The sequence below is a fragment of the Lysobacter sp. Hz25 genome (assembly GCF_046097045.1).
GTDB classification, from domain to species: Bacteria; Pseudomonadota; Gammaproteobacteria; order Xanthomonadales; family Xanthomonadaceae; genus Lysobacter; species Lysobacter antibioticus_B.
In genome coordinates this window covers 2,061,357-2,079,178 of sequence record NZ_CP175666.1, presented here as the reverse complement: position 1 = coordinate 2,079,178, position 17,822 = coordinate 2,061,357, and the positions used below count along the sequence as shown (strand labels likewise).

Genomic DNA, 17,822 nt, shown 5'->3' with positions numbered 1-17,822 from the left:
GGAGCAAGACCATGCGCAGCGGCAATCCCGCATTGAAGGACTCGACCTTCCTCGACCTCGGCACCGGCTCGGTCGTGCGCGGCGGCGACCAGGTGATGACCCTGAACGGTACGGTCAACAAGACCGGCGTGTTGTTGCTGCTGACCGTCATCACCGCGTCCTTCGCCTGGAGCCAGGTCCAGATCACCGAGCTCGGCGCGATCGGCGCCGGCCCCTATGTCTGGGGCGGCGCCATCGGCGGCCTGATCCTGGCTTTGATCACCACCTTCAAGAAGACCTGGGCGCCGGTCACCGCGCCGCTGTACGCGCTGGTCGAGGGCTTCTTCCTCGGCGCGATCTCGTCGATCTTCGAGGCCAAGTTCCCGGGCATCGTGATCCAGGCGGTCATGCTGACCTTCGGCACCCTGTTCGCACTGCTGTTCGCGTATCGCTCGGGCCTGATCAAAGCGACCGAGAACTTCAAGCTCGGCGTGGCCGCGGCCACCGGCGGCATCTTCCTGATCTACCTGGCCACGATGGTGCTGGGCCTGTTCAACATCAACATCCCCTACATTCACGAATCGGGCCTGATCGGCATCGGCTTCAGCCTGTTCGTGGTGGTGGTCGCGGCGATGAACCTGGTGCTGGATTTCGACTTCATCGAGACCGGCGTCGAGCAAGGCGCGCCGAAGTACATGGAGTGGTACGGCGCGTTCGGCCTGATGGTCACCCTGGTGTGGCTGTACATCGAGTTCCTGCGCCTGCTGTCGAAGCTGCAGTCGCGCAACTGATACCAGCGGCTCGTGTTTTGCAAAGGGCGCCTTCGGGCGCCCTTTTTTTGCCCAGGGGTGGACGCGTTCTGGCCCGGCCGCCGTTGCCTGTGGCTACGAAGCGTGAGACATACACCCGCAAACGACGACGGCGCCCTCGGGCGCCGTCGTTGCTTCGCTGCGAAACCTTCGGATCGGGCGCGGCCTTCTCAGAAGCGATCTTCGTCGTCGGTCTCGAACTTGCCTTCGTAGCCTTCCGGCGGCGGCGGCTGGTCGCCGACCGTCCACAGGCGCTCGAGGGCATAGAACTCGCGCACGCGCGGCAGCATGACGTGGACGACGACGTCGCCGAGATCGACCAGCACCCACTCGGCCTCGCGTTCGCCTTCCACGCCCAACGGCATGACGTCGAGGTTCTTGGCGAACTTGACGACTTCGTTGGCGATGGATTTGACGTGACGGGTCGAGGTGCCGGAGGCGATCACCATGTAATCGGTGACGCTGCTCTTGCCGCGCACATCGATTTCGACGACATCCTTGGCCTTGAGTTCTTCGACCGCGGCGTGGACCGTCTTGAGCAACAACGCGATCGGCGGCGGCGGGTTCGGCAGCTGGGTCTTGATGACTTGGGCTTGGCTGGTCAAGGGGAAATCGGCTCTGCGTGACGGGGAGTGTGCCGGGATTATACCGAAGCGCCGCGCAGGGCTCGCACGCCATACAGACCATGACGTTCTATATAGCCGGCGACGGCCGCCGGAACGTATTCGCGCCAGGGCTGCCCGGCGGCGATCAGCGAACGTACCTGGCTGGCCGATTCGGCATGGAGCGGCTGGTTCAGGCGGAAAACCCGTCCGGCCGGGGCCTGCCTCAAGGCCTCGACCTGGGCCGTCTCGCGACCTGCTGCGAATGCGATGCGCCCGGCGTCGAGGGGGCTGCCGGGGCGCTCGGCGACGACGAAATGGGCCAGGCCAAACAAGGCCTGCCACTCTTTCCACTTCGGCAAATCGAGAAAACTGTCGGCACCGACCAACAGCGCCAGCGGCTGCTCCGGGCCGACTTCGGCGCGGACTTCGCGCAGGGTCTCGACCGTGTAGGAGCGGCCCTCGCGGCGCAGTTCACGCCGGTCGACCATGAGTTCGTCTTCGCCGGCCACGGCCAGGTCGAGCATGCGGGCGCGGTGCTCGGCGCTGGCGCCGGGCAAGGCGCGATGCGGCGGGTCGGCGGCGGGCATCAGCCGGACCTGCGCGCGCAGCGTGTCGCGCGCGGCGCGAGCGATCGCCAGATGACCGTCGTGGATCGGATCGAAGGTGCCGCCGTAGAAGACCAGCAAGCCCATGGGCGGCGACTCAGGCGCCGGACACCGCGAGCAGGCGCAGCGCGCGCGGCTCGGCGACGGCCAGCAACAAACGCTCCAGCGCGACCCAGGCATCGCCGCTCTCGCGGCCCTTGGCCATGCGGTCGACGCGGCCGGCCTGGGCCAACAAGGCCTCCCAGCGGCGGGCGTCGTGACGCTGCAGGGCGCGGCGGTACATGGGCTGCTTCGAGTCCCAGATCCGCTGCGCCTTGAATTCGGCGTTGATGTTGCCGCCGCGCGCGTTGACCCGCGCCAATGCGGCGGTGCGCTGCAATTCCATCACCACCATGCCGAGCAAGGCCGGCACCGCCTCGCCTTCGGCGCGCAGGCCGGCGAGCATGCGCGAGACCTGCCCGCCCTGCCCGTTCATGGCGGCGTCGAGCACGCGGAACACGTCGAAGCGCGCGGCATCGGCGACCAGGGTCTGCATGCGTTCGAGGTCGATGGTCTCGCCATCGGACAACAGGGCGAGCTTGTCGACTTCCTGCGCGGCCGCAAGCAGATTGCCCTCGACGCGTTCGGCCAGGCTCTGCACCGCGTCGCGATCGGCGCGCAGGCCGCGCGCGCGCAGGCGGCGTTCGATCCATTCCGGCAGTTCGTGCGGCTTGATCGCCCAGGCCACGGCGATATGGCCGACGCGGCCCACCGCTTCGCTCCACTTGCCGCCGTGCTGCTTGCTCCATTCGCCCGCGGTGATCAGCAGGTTGACGTCGTGCGGCGGGTCGGCGCAGAAATCGGAAATCACTTCGGCGCCTTCCTTGCCTGGCTTGCCGCTGGGCAGGCGCAGCTCGATCAGGCGCCGGCTGGCGAACAGGCTCGGCGCGCGGAAGGCGCCGGACAACGCGTTCCAGTCGGGTTCGCGTTGATTGCCTTCGGCCTCGTACACCTCGCGTTCGTCGATGCCCTGCTTGCGCGCGGCGGCGCGCACCGCGTCGGCGGCTTCGAGCACGCGCAAGGGCTCGGGCCCGGCGATCAGATAGACCGGCCGCAGGGCTTCGCTGTCGAGCTGGGCGAGCAGACGCTCGGGCGTCAGTTCCATGATCGCCGACGCAAGCCGTGAGCGAAGATCAACGCCGTTCGCTGACGGCGCCGACGCGGCGCAACACCGCGGCGCTCATCTCGCGACGCATTTCGCGCATCAGGATTTCGCGTTCGCCTTCGGTACCGATCGCGTTGACCGGGTTGGAGACGTAGTCGCGCGCCAGCTCGATGCTCTGGCGCGGCACCAGGGCGGTGCCGTCGGCCTTGCGCAGCTCGAAGGCGACGGCGTAGCGCAGGCTGTATTCCTGCACGCGGCCGAGTTCGTCGAGCGCGGCCGGGGTATCGCCCCAACGCTCGGACAACAGATCGAGCACCGCCACTTCGCTGGAATCGGCGGTCGCCGGCACCGCGCCGGCGCGGGTCAGCGCCTGGGCCAGGGATTCGGCGAGCGGGCTGTAGCGGTCGGCGGAGACCACCCGCACCGGACCGAGGTCCGGCGGCAGGGTCAGGGCCTGGCGCAACTGGAAACCGCAGGCCGACAAGGCCAGCACGAGGACCGCCAGCGAGGTGCGGGCGGTCGCGCGGAGAAAGGGGGTGCGAGGCGTCATGTGGCGAAGTCTGGACGAGGCGGCTTCGGGCATCAATAGGAAGCCTGAACCGCATTGGCGTCGAAGCGGTCGCAGCCGTGGCTGCGTCTGCGCCCGCGTTCGGGGCACGGGCGGCGCGCCGATCCGGCGACGCCGTCGGCGCTCAGTAACGGATCGCGTGTCCCGCGAACAGCGCCTGCGGCGTCTGCGCGCCCGGCAGGGCCATGAGCCGGTCGAGCCAGGTCTGCACCGCCGGCCAGCGCTCCGGCCAGCTGCGCATCGCGAAACCGGCGGCCTCGGCCCAGGGCTCGACGGTGAAGAACAGATAGCCGCTGCAAGCGATGTCGGCGATGGTCGGCGCCTCGCCCGCCAGCCACGGCGTCCGGCTCAACTGCGCCTGCAGGCGATCGAGATCGGCGAGCGAGCGGCGGTCGTACCAGGCCAACACCGCCGGATCGTAGTGGCCGAACTGACGGCCGTAGCGCGAATGGGCGACGTTGAGGCTGACCCGGTTGGCTTCCCACGACAGCCATTCGCGCACGTGCAAGCGTTGTTCGATGGTCTGGCCATCGAGCGCGCCGGCGCGGGTCGCCAGGTAGTCGAGGATCACGTTTGACTGGCACAGCACCAGGTCGTCGATACGCAGCACCGGCACCTCACCGTGCGCGGCGAGTTCGCGGAACTCCTGCGAACGCTGATCGCGCGGGCTGCGGATGTCGACGTGGCGCTGCTCGAAGTCGATACCGAGCAGACGCAGGGCCAAAGCGACCTTGTAGCTGAAACCGGAATCGGGGTGGCAGTAGAGGATGGGGGTCATGGCGGAGGTTCGAGGAGTTGGGAAGTAAGAGCCAAAAGCCAAATCCCCCCTACCCCCTTTTTTTAAAGGGGGGAAACGGCAACCGCGAAGGCGGTGACGGCGGCTTCGGTGAGAGCGGCAGCCATGCCTCACCTGCAACGGCAACGGCGATGGCAACAGCGACTGCAACGGCGACGGCGACGGCAACGGCAACGGCGATGGCAACAGCGACGGCAACGGGGACAACAACGCGGCCACCCAGACCGCTCCCCCCTTTGCAAAAGGGGGGCCAGGGGGGATTTGCTGTTGCTGTTGCTGTTGCTCTTCCTTACCCGCGCCGCGCGCCCAAGCGCCCGACTCAGCTCGCGACGATGTTGACGATCTTGCCCGGCACCACGATCACCTTGCGCACGGTCAGGCCTTCCATGAACTTGACCACGTTCGGTTCGGCCAGGGCCAAACGCTCGGCGTCTTCCCTGGCGACGTTGACCGGCACTTCGATGGTGCCGCGCAGTTTGCCGTTGACCTGCACCGCCAGGGTCACCGCGTCGCGCGCCAGCGCCGAGGTGTCGACCGCCGGGAACGGCAGGTCTTCGAGCAGGGTCTCGTCGTGCCCCAGCACCTGCCACAGCGCGTGACTGGCATGCGGGGTGATCGGGTTGAGCAACAACACGATCGCCGCCAGCGCTTCCTGGCGCAGGGCGCGGCCGTTGACGCTGGCATCGTCGAACTTGCCCAGGTGATTGAGCAGTTCCATGACCGCGGCGATCGCGGTATTGAAGCTGTGACGACGGCCGTAGTCGTCGCCGACCTTCTGGATGCACTCGTGCAACTGCCGGCGCAGGGTCTTCTGCGCGGCGTCCAGGCTGGCGATATCGAGCGCCGGCGCGGCACCGTCGGCGGCGTGCTTGTGGACCATCGTCCACAGGCGGCGCAGGAAACGCGCCATGCCTTCGACGCCGGCTTCGTTCCATTCCAGCGACTGGTCCGGCGGCGCGGCGAACATCGAGAACAGACGCACCGTGTCGGCGCCGAACTTGCCGACCATCAACTGCGGGTCGACGCCGTTGTTCTTCGACTTCGACATCTTCTCGGTGCCGCCGATCTGCACCGGCTGGCCGTCGGCCTTGAGCGCGGCGCCGGTGATGCGACCGCGTTCGTCGCGCACGATCTCGACGTCGGCCGGATTGATCCAGTCCTTCGAGCCGTCGCCGTTGTCGCGATAGAACGTGTCGGCGATGACCATGCCCTGGGTCAGCAGGTTGGTCGCCGGCTCATCGCTGTTCACCAGGCCCTGGTCGCGCAGCAGCTTGTGATAGAAGCGGAAATACATCAGGTGCAGGATCGCGTGCTCGATGCCGCCGATGTACTGGTCGACCGGCAGCCAGTAGTTGGCGCGGCCGTCGACCTGCTCGGAGGCGCCCGGCGAGGTGTAGCGCGCGTAGTACCAGCTCGACTCCATGAAGGTGTCGAAGGTATCGGTTTCGCGCTCGGCCGCGCCGCCGCACTGCGGGCAGGTGGTCTTGCGCCATTCCGGGTCGGCCTTGATCGGCGAGGTGATAGCGCCGGCCTTGGCATAGGCATCCGCTACGTCTTCCGGCAGCACCACCGGCAACTGGTTTTCCGGCACCGGCACGTCGCCGCAGCTCGGGCACAGGATCACCGGGATCGGGCAGCCCCAATAGCGCTGGCGGCTCACGCCCCAGTCGCGCAGGCGGTAGTTGACCCGGCGCGCGCCGCGGCCTTCGGCCTCCAGCTTGGTCGCCAGGGCATCGAGCGCCTGCTGGAAATCCAGGCCGTCGAAGTCGCCGGAATTGACCAGCCAGCCGCGCTCGGTCCAGGCGCCCTGCTCGTCGATGCCGCTCTGGAATTCCTCGACCACCTGCACCGCGGCGGTGGTGCCGTAGACGTCGACCGAGGCCGCGCCGCCGAGGGCGCTGCGCATCGGGTCCTTGTGCTGGGTGGCGACGTCCTCGCCGATCTCGGCGAGCGCATCGCGCACCGCGTCGGGCACGATCACGGTCTTGACCGGCAGCTGATAGCGCTTGGCGAATTCCCAGTCGCGCTGATCGTGCCCGGGCACGGCCATGACCGCGCCGGTGCCGTAGTTCATCAGCACGAAATTGGCGACGAACACCGGCAGCGCTTCGCCGCTGATCGGATGAATCGCGCGCAGGCCGGTGTCGCGGCCGCGCTTTTCCTGGGTTTCCAGCTCGGCTTCGGACACGCCGCCGCGGCGCAGTTCGGCGATGAACTCGGCCAGGTCGGCGTCGCTGCGCGCGGCGAGCGCGGCCAGCGGATGCTCGGCGGCGATCGACACGAAGGTCACGCCCATCAAGGTGTCGGGGCGGGTAGTGAACACGTTCAAGGGTTCGACCGCGGCGCCGTTCTCGTCGACCACGTCGAAGCGGATCTCCAGGCCTTCGCTGCGGCCGATCCAGTTGCGCTGCATGGTCTTGACCGCTTCCGGCCAGCCCGGCAGCGTGTCCAGGCCGTCGAGCAGTTCCTGGGCGTAGTCGGTGATCTTGAGGAACCACTGCGGGATTTCGCGCTTCTCGACCAGCGCGCCGGTACGCCAGCCGCGGCCGTCGATGACCTGTTCGTTGGCGAGCACGGTCTGGTCGACCGGGTCCCAGTTGACCACCGAATTCTTGCGGTAGGCCAGGCCCTGCTTCATCAGCCGCACGAACATGCGCTGCTCGTGGACGTAGTAGTCCGGCGTGCAGGTGGCGAACTCGCGCGACCAATCGATGGCATAGCCCATGGTCTTGAGCTGCGCCTTCATGTGGGCGATGTTGGCGTAGGTCCACTTCGCCGGCGCGGTCTTGTTCTTGATCGCGGCGTTCTCCGCCGGCAGGCCGAATGCGTCCCAGCCCATCGGCTGCAGCACGTTGTGGCCGGTCATGCGCTTGTAGCGCGAGATCACGTCGCCGATGGTGTAGTTGCGCACATGGCCCATGTGCAGCGCACCCGAGGGGTACGGCAGCATCGACAGGCAGTAGTACTTGGGCTTGTCCGACGTTTCGTCGACCTCGAACGCGCGGGTGGCGTCCCAATAGCCTTGGGCGGCGGTTTCGACGCTGCTCGGGTCGAAGGCCTTGGTTTCACTCTTGGGGTCGTGCGGGGCGTGGGGGACGTCGGTAGACACAGGCGGGCATGAGCGGAAGGACAGGACCGGCAAGCCTACCGCAGCGCACCAAGCCCCGCCATGCGCGGGCGGCCGCGGCTGCGGCCGCAAGACCCGCGACAGGCCGTCCTGCCGCCTTCGCCGGCCGCGCCCCGGCGCTTGCAAAGAAGGCCGGCCCTCGCGGACCGGCCTTCGGTTTTCACGCCTGCGACCAGGGTGCAGCGCCCCGGCGCAGGCGCCGGCGTGCGCTCAAACGCACTCGAACGCGACGACCTGCCCCTTCTCGTTGTAGATCGGACGGACGGTTTTCCCCATCGGGCAGAACTTCGGCAGATTGCCGATGACTCCGCCCCGGGTGCGGTCGGGAGCCGGTGCGGTGCGGACATCGGTGGCCTGGACGGCCCCGGACAACAGGACGGCGGCGAGCAACAGCGACAGCTTGATCATGACGGTCGACTCGTTCTGGACGAACCGGATGGATGCCGACTAAGGGCCTGTACGGCCGATGCGGGCCTCCGGTCCGGCCGGCCCGCATCGGCCCCCAAGTTGCAGTCAAGCATGACCCTTGGCAACGGTGCGCGGCCGAATCGGCCGCTAAGATCGGCCAACTTCGTCCCGGAATCCGCATATGACCCGTCTCGCCGTCGCCGTCATCGCCGTCCTGTCCGCCGCCCCGGCCTATGCCGCCCCCGCCGCTGCGGCCGAACCGATGGCGCTGCAATGCGGCCGCTTGTTCGACGCGCGCAGCGGCAAAGTGCTGGAATCGCGCACCGTGGTGGTGCGCGACGGCAAGGTCGAGCAGGTCCTCGACGGCCGCGCCGAGGCGCCGGGCGCGCGCACCGTCGACCTGTCCGGCCACACCTGTACGCCGGGTTGGACCGACCTGCACGTGCACCTGGGCGACCAGTCCAGCCCGAAGAGCTACGAAGAAGACTTCCGCCTCGACCCGGTCGATTTCGCCTTCCGCTCGGTCGGCTACGCCAACAAGACCCTGATGGCCGGTTTCACCAGCGTGCGCGACCTCGGCGGCGAAGTGAGCCCGCACCTGCGCGATGCGATCAACCAGGGCCTGGTCGCCGGCCCGCGCATCTGGGCCGCGGGCAAGTCGATCGCCACCACCGGCGGCCACGCCGACCCGACCAACGGCTATAACGCCACGCTCTCGCATCTGCTCGGCCCGCCGGGCCCGACCGAGGGCGTGATCAACTCGGTCGACGAAGCACGCCAGGCGGTGCGCCAGCGTTACAAGGACGGCAGCGACGTAATCAAGATCACCGCCACCGGCGGCGTGCTGTCCTACGCCAAGTCCGGCGACGCGCCGCAGTTCACCGTCGACGAGGTCCAGGCCATCGTCGACGCCGCCAAGGACTACGGCTATCGGGTCGCCGCGCATGCGCACGGCACCGAAGGCATGAAGCGCGCAGTGCTCGGCGGGGTGACCTCGATCGAGCACGGCACCTACATGACCGACGAAGTCATGTCGCTGATGAAGCAGAAAGGCACCTGGTACGTGCCGACCATCTATGCCGGCCGCTTCGTCGCCGACAAGGCCAAGATCGACGGCTACTTCCCCGAAGTGGTGCGCCCGAAGGCGGCGCGGATCGGCTCGCTGATCCAGCAGACCGCGGCCAAGGCCTACAAGAACGGGGTCAAGATCGCCTTCGGCACCGACATGGGCGTCGGCCCGCACGGCGACAACGCACGCGAATTCCTTTACATGGTCGAAGCCGGCATTCCCGCCGCGGTGGCCTTGCAGGCGGCGACGATCCGCGCCGCCGAAGTGCTCGGCGTCGACGATCAGGGCGTGATCGAAGCCGGCAAGCGCGCCGACATCGTCGCCGTGCCGGGCAACCCGCTCGAGGACATCAATGCGGTGATGAAGGTCGATTTCGTCATGAAGGACGGCCAGGTCTTCAAGCAGGCCCCGTAAGCGCCGTACCGCATCGCTGAGGACGCCGACGCGCGTGAGCGTGCGTCGGCGTTGGCAGCCGCTTGCCTGCTCCGGCCCAGTTCCAGTTCACAGAAAAGCCGCCCGCGGCGGCAGCACCGCCGTGCCCGTGAACTGAGTCACGGCGGGCCCGTCGCGTGCGTGGCATAAGCACGGTGCCGGGCCAGCATCCGGCACAGGAGATTCAAACGCCGCAGTACATCGAGGCCGCTCGCGCCTCCCGGCCCACGCTTCACTGAAAGGGAGTTCGAATGAAACCGCCCTTGCTCGTCGCCGCCGTTTGTGCGGCCGCCCTCGGCAGCCTGCTTTCGATGACCCAGGCATTCGCGGCCCCGCCGTGCCCGGAATGTTTCTATCCCTACCGCGCCTGCATCCGCAGCGCCGTCACGCCGGAACAGCAACTGGCCTGCGAAGTCGAGTACGACGACTGCCGCGCGACCTATTGCGAAATCACCGCCACCGCGAGCGACACGCTGTTGCCGCGCGAGCGCCACCAGACCACGCCGGTACGAGCCGCGCGCATCGTCGACACGCGGCAAAGCGCGCGCTGAGTCCATCGCCGCGCGGCCTCGGCCTCTCCGACGCCGCGCGCTCCAGGACCGCCGTCGCCGCAGCAAGGTCGGCCGCGGACGTCGCGTCCGCGGCAGGCGCCGAATACGATCGACCTTGCTGCGGCGTCGGCACCTGTCATCGAAGCGGATGCGCGACGCGCATTCGCGGTCGTCCGCGCCGCATCGACGTTGCGCCGCGGCGCATCAGTCTCCGGAGCGTTCGCCGCGCGCCGTAGCCACATAAGCGATCAACCAGACCAGCAAGGCGAGCCGCTGGGCGACCGGCGCCGGCAACACGCCGATGTCGGCGCCGAGCACCGCGACCAGCACCAGCGCGCCGGACAACACTTCGACCGAGATCAGGCCGCGCCACGCCGGCAGGCCGCGCGCACCGATCGCGAGCAAGGCCGCGCCGGCCACGAAGGCCAGCCACCACAGCATCCAGGCGGCCGCATGCAGACGGCTGGCTTGCGCATCCAGGTCGGTCGGATCGAGCGAGACCCCGCCCTGCGCCGCCCAGGCCAGGGCCGACAGGCACCACAGCCAGGCGCCGATGCGCGCCATCGCGCCGCCGCTGCGCAGGCGTTCGCGCAGCCGCCAGGCCACTGCCGCCAACAGCAACCCCGGCACCACGAAGCCGAGCAGATTGAAGGCGGCCGCATGGGCGATGCCGTCGGCGCCGAGCAGGCCCGGCGGATGCAGGCGATGCGAATAACCTTCGAGCACCGCGCCGAAACCGAGCAAGGCGCCGAGGCAGCACAACGCCGCCGCCAACGCGAGCGCCTGGATGCGGCCACGGCCGCGGCCCTTGCCTGCGCCTGCGCCTGCGCCGGTGTTGGCCGCCGGGCCTGTGGTCGGGTTCCCGTTCCTCGATTTCGATGAGCGCTTCATCGCGTCATGCTAGCGTGCGCACCCGCGGCGCGCGCTTGCCTTGCGCCCGATCGCCCCCACTTCGGGTTCCAACCCGCGCACCACGCAGACGAGCCAGACGATGACCGCAACCGCCAAGCCCCACGTCTTCGACGCCACCGCCGATCGCTTCCAGGAAGAGGTGCTGCAGAAGTCCCTGCAGGTGCCGGTCCTGATCGATTTCTGGGCCGAATGGTGCCAGCCGTGCAAGACCTTGGGCCCGATCCTGGAAAAACTGGCGGCCGACTACAACGGCGCCTTCGAGCTGGCCAAGGTCGACGTCGAGGCCGAACAGCAGCTCGGCGCCGCGTTCCAGATCCGCTCGATCCCGACCGTGTTCCTGGTCAAGGGCGGCCAGTTGGTCGACGGCTTCGCCGAAGCCCTGCCGGAAAGCGCGGTGCGCGAATTCCTCAAGCACCACGGCATCGAGCCGGCCGAGGCCGCGCCGGTCGAAGAGGCCGTCGCCGAACCTGCCGCGGTCGATCCGCACGATGAAGTGGTGCGCCTGCGCCACGAAGTCGCCGAACAGCCCGACAAGGCCGAACTCAAGCTCGATCTGGCCCTGGCCTTGCTCGCGACCGGTGCGGCGCAGGAATCGGAGCAGTTGCTCGACGCCCTGCCGGCCAACCTCGCCACCGACGACCGCAGCCTGCGCGCCCGCGCCCGCCTCGGCTTCCTGGCCGTGAGCAAGGACGCGCCGCCGGTGCAGACGCTGGAGGCCGCCATCGCCGCCCAGCCCGAGGACCTGCAGGCCCGCTACCTGCTCGGCGCGCGCCTGCTCGCCGCCGGCCACGACCAGGCCGCGCTCGAGCAGTTCATCGAACTGCTGCGTCGCGACCGCACCTACCGGGACGGCCTGCCGCGCAAGGCCCTGATCGATGCCTTCAAGGTGGTCGAAGACCAGGACCTGGTCGGCCAGTACCGCCGCAAGATGGCCTCGCTGCTGTTCTGAGCGGGCCGACCGGAGCCGGTACGCGGCCGATCCGCCGCCGGCCTTCGACGTCCCAGACCCAGCGAAGGCTTGACTATACGCATCCGTATGGCAGGCTAGGCCGGCCTTCGCCACCCTTGCCCCCATGAAAGCCAGCACCCTGCGCCACGGCCTCAATCTGTGGCCGCCGTTCCTGTTTTCCGGCATCCACGTCGCCGCGATCGCACCGGACTATCGCCAGGCCACGGTCGAACTGCGCATGCGCCCCTGGAACCGCAACTACGTCGGCACCCATTTCGGCGGCAGTCTGTTCTCGATGACCGACCCGTTCTGGATGCTGCTGGCGATGAACGCCCTCGGCCGCGAGTACATCGTCTGGGATCGCGCCGGTTCGATCGAGTTCGTCAAACCCGGGCGCGGCACCGTGCGCGCCGAATTCCGTCTCGACGACGAGGTGCTCGACGAACTGCGCAAGGCCACCGCCCACGGCGACAAGTACCTGCACTGGTTCGACACCGACGTGGTCGACGCCAGCGGCGAAGTAGTCGCCAAGATCCGCAAACAGCTGTACGTGCGGCGCAAGCGCGACAAGCCCAATTTGGACAGCGCCCTAAGCGCTGGAAAGGCAAGCCACCGCTGATCGCCGCACCATTCCGCCTGCTGCGCGGAGGTATGGTGCGATCGCGACACCGCGATTGTTGACCGGTTGCTCATATCCAAGCGGATCGAACGCGGCGCCAGTGGACCAAGGTCCAGCGCCCGCTCTACTTGTCATGGCGGGCCGGCAAGAAGCACACTAGCCGCTTACGCGGGCACTGCGACAGCGTATGCTGTGCAGTCGCGACACGGGGCCGCGAATGTCGATCATCACAACGCAATCCGATGAACCCAGCGCACCGATGCCGGAGATTCCCGGCTATCGACTGCGCCAGATCATCAACCACGGCGGCTTGTCCACGGTCTACCTGGGCGAGCAAGTCGCGCTTGGCCGCGAAGTCGCCATCAAGATCATGCTGCCGCACGCGCTGGCCGACGAAGTCAGCCGCCGTCGCTTCGAGAATGAAGTCCGCACGATCGCGCGCCTGGAACATCCCCACGTCGTCGGTATCCACGAAGTCGGCCGCACCCGCGAGGGCCTGCCCTACTACGCCATGCCGTTCCTGCCGCGCGGCCACTTGGGCAAGCGCATCGAGCAGGGTTTCGCGCGCGGCGAAGCCGAGGTCATTTCCATCGTCGAGCCGCTGCTGTCGGCGCTCGAGTACGCCCATTCGCGCGGCGTCGTGCATCGCGACGTCAAGGCCGAGAACGTCCTGTTCGACATCACCGAGCGGCCGCTGCTGGCCGATTTCGGCATCGCCCTGCGCCGCGGTTTCGGCGCGCGCATGACCGCGACCGGCCTGGCCGTGGGCAGCACCGCCTACATGGCGCCGGAGCAGGCGCGCGGCGAAGAAGTCGACGGCCGCGCCGATCTCTACAGCCTTGGCGTGTTGTGCTGGGAAATGTTGACCGGCCGGCTGCCGTTCGAGGCGCAGGACGCGTTGTCGATGGCGGTCATGCACGCGCAGAACCCGATTCCGAAACTGCCGCCGCCGCTCAAGCACTGGCAGCGTTTCATGAACCGCGCCCTGGCCAAGCAGCCCGACCAGCGTTTCAGCGACGCCGCCGAAATGGCCGCGGCGGTCAGCGAGATCAAGCACCGCGGCGAGCTGTCGCGTTTCGGCCGGGCGGCCGCGCAACTGCGTCCGCTCAAGCGCTGGGTGACCCCGGCCTGGGCCGGCCTGGCGGTGGTCGCGGTCGCCGTGGTCAGCATCGCCTTCGCCCTCAACCGGGTCGAGAAGGACGGTTTCTTCCGCGCCGAACTGCCCAGCGCAAACAAGAACGATGCGGCCCGGATCGACAACGACCCGACCCAGGCGATGATGGCGCCGCTGCCGCAGGCGCCGCTGCAGGAATCGCTGCAGAACGCCCGCATCTACATCGGCCAGGGCCGCCTGGCCTCGCCGGCCGACGCCAACGCTTACAACAGCCTGCTCACCGCCTGGCATCTGGACAGCACCAGTCCGGAAGTCGGCGTAGTGGTCGGCGAACTCACTCAGGCCTTCGCCGACGAGATGGCGCGCGACCTGCGCGAAGGCCGCGACCAGCGTGCGCGCGAGCATCTAGTCAACGCCACCGCGCTCGGCCAGCAAACCGGCACCGCCGACTCGGCCGCGCAACGCAGCCTGCGCGAAAAAGCCGCGCAAGCCCTGGAAACCCGCCTGGAACAGGCCGCGCGCCGCGGCGACGGCGCCGACGCCGGGCGCGTGATCGCGCTGGCCGAGGAGTTCGGCCTGCCGCGCACCGTGTCCACCCGCTTGATCGCGCAGGCACGCGGCGTCGCCGGCGACGGCACGGTCGCGCGCGGCGTGGCCACGATCGGCGCGGCCGCGCCGGCCAGCAGCGTCGCGGTGAGTTTCAACCCGCGCCCGGTCAGCCGCGGCGAGTACGCGCGCTTCGTCAGCGCCAACCAGCGTGCGCCGGCGTTGTGCCGCGAACGCGCGTCGCTGCTGCGGGTAATCGCGCCGAAGGACTGGAAGGCGCCGGGCTTCGACCAGAACGAGACCGAACCGGTGGTTTGCGTGTCGACCTCCGACGCCGAGGCTTATGCGCGTTGGTACAGCCAACAGACCGGCCGCCACTATCGTCTGCCGACCGCCGACGAAGCCCAGCGCATGTCCGGCGGCGGCGGTCGCGCGCTGTCGATCTGGTCCGGCGATTGCGGCCGCACCTGCCAGCAACGCCAGGTCGGCGGCAGTTCCTGGCGCAGCGGCTCGGCCCTGCGTCCGCTCAACGCCACCCGCGGCTACGACGACGTCGGCTTCCGCCTGGTGCGCGAACGCTAAGGCGCTGGGGGCTGAGGCGCAGGGATCGTCGCGACCTGAAGCGAAATCCCCCGCGCCAGCGAGCCTCACCCGACCTCGAACGACATCGGGCGCCGCCCCCTTTGCAAAGGGGACGAACTTTCAAGGGGCGAGCTTTCGAGCGGACGACTTTTCGGACGGACGAATCACCGGAGGCATACCGTCCGCCCTTTGCAAAAGGGGGGCTAGGGGGGATTTGCTTATGAACCAGCGCTGGCAATGACGACCCGTGCAGCCAGCGTCGGCACATGCCGCGTGTTCGCCACCGCCGTCGCCTACAATCCGCGCCATGCGCATGTCCAACCTGCAACGCCTGTTTCTCACCGGCCTGTTGACCCTGCTGCCGATCTGGCTGACCTGGGTCGTGGTCAAGTTCGTGTTCGTGCTGCTGTCGGACACCAGCCGTCCCTTGATCGGCCCGCTGCTCAACAACCTCGCCCTCGGCTACCCGCACACGCTGGGCTGGTTGAACGACCCCTGGGTACAGACCGCGATCGGCCTGATCGCCACGCTCGGGGTGATCCTGCTGTCGGGGGTAATGACCCGGCGCGTGATCGGCCAGACCGTGCTGCGCTGGTTCGAGTCGCTGATCAAGCGCATCCCCCTGGCCAGCACCATCTACGGCAGCGCGCGGCAGTTGCTCGACATCCTGCAGACCAAGCCCGACGGCACCCAGCGCGTGGTGCTGATCGACTTCCCGCACAACGAGATGAAGTCGATCGGCTTCGTCACCCGAGTCATGCGCGAACAAGGCACCGGCCGCGAACTGGCCGCGGTGTACGTGCCGACCACGCCGAACCCGACCTCGGGTTATCTGGAGATCGTGCCGGTGGAAAAGATCACCCCGACCGACTGGACCGTCGACCAGGCGATGAGCTTCATCATCTCCGGGGGCGCAGTCTCGCCCGAATCGATTCCGTTCTCGGTGCCGTCGCCGGCCGCACCGAACCCGCAGGAGCCGCAAGCATGAAGCCACGCCACTTGCTGCGCCTGGTCGCGGCCTTGCTCGCCTGCACCGGCTTCGCCGGCGCTGCCGTCGCCGCACCTGCGGCGCTGACGCCGCATCGCGTCGCGCTCGACGACGGCCGCAGTTTCACTCTCAACCTGCCGGCCGAGCTCGAGATCGTCCCGGCGGTGCAAGGCCTCAAGCGCGTGCGCTTCTTCGCCCGCAGCCCGGACGGGCGCTTGTTCGTCACCGACATGCACGACCTCAGCGACAACCGCCGCGGGCGTGTCTACGCCCTCGACGATTGGGACGAGCAGCGCGCGCGGTTCGGCAAGGTCTCGGTGTATCTCGAGAAACAGCGCAATCCCAACAGCGTCGCCTTCCACACCGATGCGCAGGGCCGGTCCTGGCTGTACCTCGCCAACACCGACAAGCTGCTGCGCTACCGCTACCGCAACGGCGACCTCAAGCCTTCCTCCGAACCCGAGACCTTGGCGACCTTCCCCGACTACGGCCTGAGCTACAAGTACGGCGGTTGGCACCTCACCCGCACCCTCGCCTTCGGCGACGGCAAGCTCTACGTCTCGGTCGGCAGCAGTTGCAATGCCTGCATCGAGAAAGAAGACGTGCGTGCGGCGATATTGCAGATGAACCCGGACGGCAGCGGCCGCCGCATCTATGCGCAGGGCCTGCGCAACGCGGTCGGCCTGTTGTTCCGCGACGGCCAGCTGTACGCGACCAACCAGGGCGCCGACCATCTCGGCGACCAGAAACCCGACGAGACGATGTTCGCGCTGCGCGACGGCGCGGACTACGGCTGGCCGTTCTGCTATCACAGCAAGGGCCGCGCCCTGAGCGATCCGAAGTTTCCGCGCAAACCCGGCTGCATGCAGGTGCCCAAGCCGTTCGCGTCCTTCCCTTCGCACGCCTCGGCGCTGGGCCTGACCTGGTTCCCGCCCGCCGACGGCGCCATGCTGCAGAACGAGTACCTGGTCGCCCTGCACGGCGGCAGCAAGCTCAGCCTCGATCACGGCTACCGCATCGTCCGGGTCGGCGCCGACGGCCGCAGCGGCGGCGAGTTGGTCAACGGTTTCCTCGCCAAGGGCAAGGTGCACGGGCGCCCCTGCGACGTGCTGCGCACGGGCCGCGACAGTTTCTTCTTCAGCGACGACAAGAGCGGCGTGATCTATTACGTGAGGCCCAAGCGATGAGCGCATCCGGGATAGAGACCGCCGCCGCGATCGCGAGCGCCGGCGGCGAAGGCACCCGCACCCTGCAGGACCGCGCGCTGCGTCTGTTCATCGTCCTGTCGGCGTTTTTCTGCGTCAACGCGGCGTTGGCCGAGTTCATCGGGGTCAAGATCTTCGCCCTAGAGGACACCCTCGGCATCGCCCCGCTGCAGTGGAATCTGTTCGGCCAGACCGGCTCGCTGAACTTCACCGCCGGCACCCTGCTGTGGCCGGTGGTGTTCCTGATGACCGACGTCATCAACGAGTTCTTCGGCCGCCGCGGCGTGCGCCTGATCTCCTGGCTCGCGGCCCTGTTGATCGCTTACGGCTTCGTGTTCGCCTTCGCCGCGATCGCGCTGGCGCCAGCGGCGTGGTGGGTGCAGGCGGCGCAGGCCCAGGGCGTGCCGGACTACCAGGCCGCGTTCGCGGCGATCTTCGGCCAGGGCCTGTGGAGCATCGGCGGCTCGCTGATCGCCTTCATGATCGGCCAGTTGATCGACGTCGGCGTGTTCCACCGCATCCGCAGCGTCACCGGCGAGAAACACATCTGGCTGCGCGCGACCGGCTCGACCGCGGTCTCGCAGTTGGTCGACAGCTTCGTCGTGCTCTACATCGCCTTCGTTCTCGGCCCGCAGCACTGGCCGATCCCGCAGTTCCTCGCCATCGGTTCGGTCAACTACGTCTACAAGATGCTGGCCGCGTTCGCGATGATCCCGCTGATCTATCTGCTGCGCATGTGGATCCACCGCTACCTCGGCGAAGCCCGCGCCCGCCAGTTGCGCGACGAGGCGGCGGCGGACTGATCGCCGCGGCG

General features: G+C 68.3%; 17 protein-coding genes. 9 read left to right on the top strand and 8 right to left on the bottom strand.

Features of this window, described 5'->3' with window-relative positions:
* Positions 1–11: 11 nt before the first annotated feature.
* Positions 12–770 carry a Bax inhibitor-1/YccA family protein gene (locus tag ACKN61_RS08730; protein ID WP_408953150.1) on the top strand — a complete coding sequence of 253 codons (759 nt, stop codon included), beginning with the start codon at positions 12–14 and terminating at the stop codon, positions 768–770.
* Between the two features lie 188 nt (positions 771–958).
* Here the strand turns inward: ACKN61_RS08730 and rsfS are convergent, their stop codons facing one another.
* From rsfS to ACKN61_RS08695, 7 genes are all read right to left on the bottom strand, one after another.
* Positions 959–1,393 (bottom strand): ribosome silencing factor, encoded by a 435-nt coding sequence (gene rsfS, locus ACKN61_RS08725; RefSeq protein ID WP_036148873.1) that lies wholly within the window; start codon positions 1,391–1,393, stop codon positions 959–961.
* Positions 1,394–1,431: 38 nt separating this feature from the next.
* Positions 1,432–2,085, bottom strand: coding sequence for a nicotinate-nucleotide adenylyltransferase (gene nadD / locus ACKN61_RS08720; protein WP_408953149.1), 654 nt, complete (start codon positions 2,083–2,085; stop codon positions 1,432–1,434).
* A gap of 10 nt (positions 2,086–2,095) precedes the next feature.
* Complete coding sequence (gene holA / locus ACKN61_RS08715; protein WP_031372501.1) at positions 2,096–3,142, bottom strand: DNA polymerase III subunit delta; 1,047 nt, start codon at positions 3,140–3,142, stop codon at positions 2,096–2,098.
* Positions 3,143–3,170: 28 nt separating this feature from the next.
* The gene (gene lptE / locus ACKN61_RS08710; protein WP_051885094.1) at positions 3,171–3,692 is read right to left on the bottom strand and encodes an LPS assembly lipoprotein LptE; all 522 of its coding nucleotides are present in this window, start codon (positions 3,690–3,692) and stop codon (positions 3,171–3,173) included.
* Between the two features lie 142 nt (positions 3,693–3,834).
* Entirely contained in the window at positions 3,835–4,488 is a 654-nt protein-coding gene (locus tag ACKN61_RS08705; protein WP_408953148.1) for a glutathione S-transferase family protein, read from the bottom strand.
* Between the two features lie 337 nt (positions 4,489–4,825).
* Positions 4,826–7,615 carry a leucine--tRNA ligase gene (leuS, locus tag ACKN61_RS08700; RefSeq protein ID WP_408953147.1) on the bottom strand — a complete coding sequence of 930 codons (2,790 nt, stop codon included), beginning with the start codon at positions 7,613–7,615 and terminating at the stop codon, positions 4,826–4,828.
* A 228-nt stretch (positions 7,616–7,843) separates the two neighbouring features.
* A complete protein-coding gene (locus ACKN61_RS08695; protein ID WP_031372497.1) occupies positions 7,844–8,041 on the bottom strand; it encodes a hypothetical protein in 198 nt (65 codons plus the stop codon).
* Between the two features lie 181 nt (positions 8,042–8,222).
* Here ACKN61_RS08695 and ACKN61_RS08690 point away from each other — a divergent pair, with 181 nt between their 5' ends.
* Both ACKN61_RS08690 and ACKN61_RS08685 read left to right on the top strand, forming a co-directional pair.
* Complete coding sequence (locus ACKN61_RS08690) at positions 8,223–9,524, top strand: amidohydrolase family protein (protein ID WP_408953146.1); 1,302 nt, start codon at positions 8,223–8,225, stop codon at positions 9,522–9,524.
* Between the two features lie 269 nt (positions 9,525–9,793).
* Complete coding sequence (locus tag ACKN61_RS08685) at positions 9,794–10,093, top strand: hypothetical protein (RefSeq protein ID WP_408953145.1); 300 nt, start codon at positions 9,794–9,796, stop codon at positions 10,091–10,093.
* A 204-nt stretch (positions 10,094–10,297) separates the two neighbouring features.
* Here the strand turns inward: ACKN61_RS08685 and ACKN61_RS08680 are convergent, their stop codons facing one another.
* Positions 10,298–10,984 (bottom strand): DUF998 domain-containing protein, encoded by a 687-nt coding sequence (locus tag ACKN61_RS08680; protein WP_408953144.1) that lies wholly within the window; start codon positions 10,982–10,984, stop codon positions 10,298–10,300.
* Positions 10,985–11,084: 100 nt separating this feature from the next.
* Here ACKN61_RS08680 and ACKN61_RS08675 point away from each other — a divergent pair, with 100 nt between their 5' ends.
* The 6 genes from ACKN61_RS08675 to ACKN61_RS08650 all read left to right on the top strand — a co-directional run bounded on the left by ACKN61_RS08675 (position 11,085) and on the right by ACKN61_RS08650 (position 17,811).
* Entirely contained in the window at positions 11,085–11,954 is an 870-nt protein-coding gene (locus ACKN61_RS08675) for a tetratricopeptide repeat protein (RefSeq protein WP_408953143.1), read from the top strand.
* Positions 11,955–12,078: 124 nt separating this feature from the next.
* Positions 12,079–12,573 (top strand): DUF4442 domain-containing protein, encoded by a 495-nt coding sequence (locus tag ACKN61_RS08670; protein ID WP_408953142.1) that lies wholly within the window; start codon positions 12,079–12,081, stop codon positions 12,571–12,573.
* 217 nt (positions 12,574–12,790) lie between these two features.
* Positions 12,791–14,815, top strand: coding sequence for a bifunctional serine/threonine-protein kinase/formylglycine-generating enzyme family protein (locus ACKN61_RS08665; RefSeq protein ID WP_408953141.1), 2,025 nt, complete (start codon positions 12,791–12,793; stop codon positions 14,813–14,815).
* Positions 14,816–15,122: 307 nt separating this feature from the next.
* The gene (locus ACKN61_RS08660; RefSeq protein WP_051885092.1) at positions 15,123–15,803 is read left to right on the top strand and encodes a DUF502 domain-containing protein; all 681 of its coding nucleotides are present in this window, start codon (positions 15,123–15,125) and stop codon (positions 15,801–15,803) included.
* On the top strand, positions 15,800–16,990 hold the full coding sequence (locus ACKN61_RS08655; protein WP_408953140.1) for a PQQ-dependent sugar dehydrogenase: 1,191 nt from the start codon (positions 15,800–15,802) through the stop codon (positions 16,988–16,990). Before ACKN61_RS08660 ends, ACKN61_RS08655 begins: the two co-directional genes overlap by 4 nt.
* Positions 16,987–17,811 (top strand): queuosine precursor transporter, encoded by an 825-nt coding sequence (locus ACKN61_RS08650; protein ID WP_051885091.1) that lies wholly within the window; start codon positions 16,987–16,989, stop codon positions 17,809–17,811. The genes ACKN61_RS08655 and ACKN61_RS08650 overlap by 4 nt, the downstream gene beginning before the upstream one ends.
* Positions 17,812–17,822 lie beyond the last annotated feature (11 nt).

Bases quoted from the DNA above. Each gene is read 5' to 3' on its own strand.
- ACKN61_RS08730 (WP_408953150.1), top strand. From the start codon at position 12: ATGCGCAGCGGCAATCCCGCATTGAAGGACTCGACCTTCCTCGACCTC.
- nadD (WP_408953149.1), bottom strand. From the start codon at position 2,085: ATGGGCTTGCTGGTCTTCTACGGCGGCACCTTCGATCCGATCCACGAC.
- holA (WP_031372501.1), bottom strand. From the start codon at position 3,142: ATGGAACTGACGCCCGAGCGTCTGCTCGCCCAGCTCGACAGCGAAGCC.
- lptE (WP_051885094.1), bottom strand. From the start codon at position 3,692: ATGACGCCTCGCACCCCCTTTCTCCGCGCGACCGCCCGCACCTCGCTG.
- ACKN61_RS08705 (WP_408953148.1), bottom strand. From the start codon at position 4,488: ATGACCCCCATCCTCTACTGCCACCCCGATTCCGGTTTCAGCTACAAG.
- ACKN61_RS08695 (WP_031372497.1), bottom strand. From the start codon at position 8,041: ATGATCAAGCTGTCGCTGTTGCTCGCCGCCGTCCTGTTGTCCGGGGCC.
- ACKN61_RS08690 (WP_408953146.1), top strand. From the start codon at position 8,223: ATGACCCGTCTCGCCGTCGCCGTCATCGCCGTCCTGTCCGCCGCCCCG.
- ACKN61_RS08685 (WP_408953145.1), top strand. From the start codon at position 9,794: ATGAAACCGCCCTTGCTCGTCGCCGCCGTTTGTGCGGCCGCCCTCGGC.
- ACKN61_RS08680 (WP_408953144.1), bottom strand. From the start codon at position 10,984: ATGAAGCGCTCATCGAAATCGAGGAACGGGAACCCGACCACAGGCCCG.
- ACKN61_RS08675 (WP_408953143.1), top strand. From the start codon at position 11,085: ATGACCGCAACCGCCAAGCCCCACGTCTTCGACGCCACCGCCGATCGC.
- ACKN61_RS08670 (WP_408953142.1), top strand. From the start codon at position 12,079: ATGAAAGCCAGCACCCTGCGCCACGGCCTCAATCTGTGGCCGCCGTTC.
- ACKN61_RS08665 (WP_408953141.1), top strand. From the start codon at position 12,791: ATGTCGATCATCACAACGCAATCCGATGAACCCAGCGCACCGATGCCG.
- ACKN61_RS08660 (WP_051885092.1), top strand. From the start codon at position 15,123: ATGCGCATGTCCAACCTGCAACGCCTGTTTCTCACCGGCCTGTTGACC.
- ACKN61_RS08655 (WP_408953140.1), top strand. From the start codon at position 15,800: ATGAAGCCACGCCACTTGCTGCGCCTGGTCGCGGCCTTGCTCGCCTGC.
- ACKN61_RS08650 (WP_051885091.1), top strand. From the start codon at position 16,987: ATGAGCGCATCCGGGATAGAGACCGCCGCCGCGATCGCGAGCGCCGGC.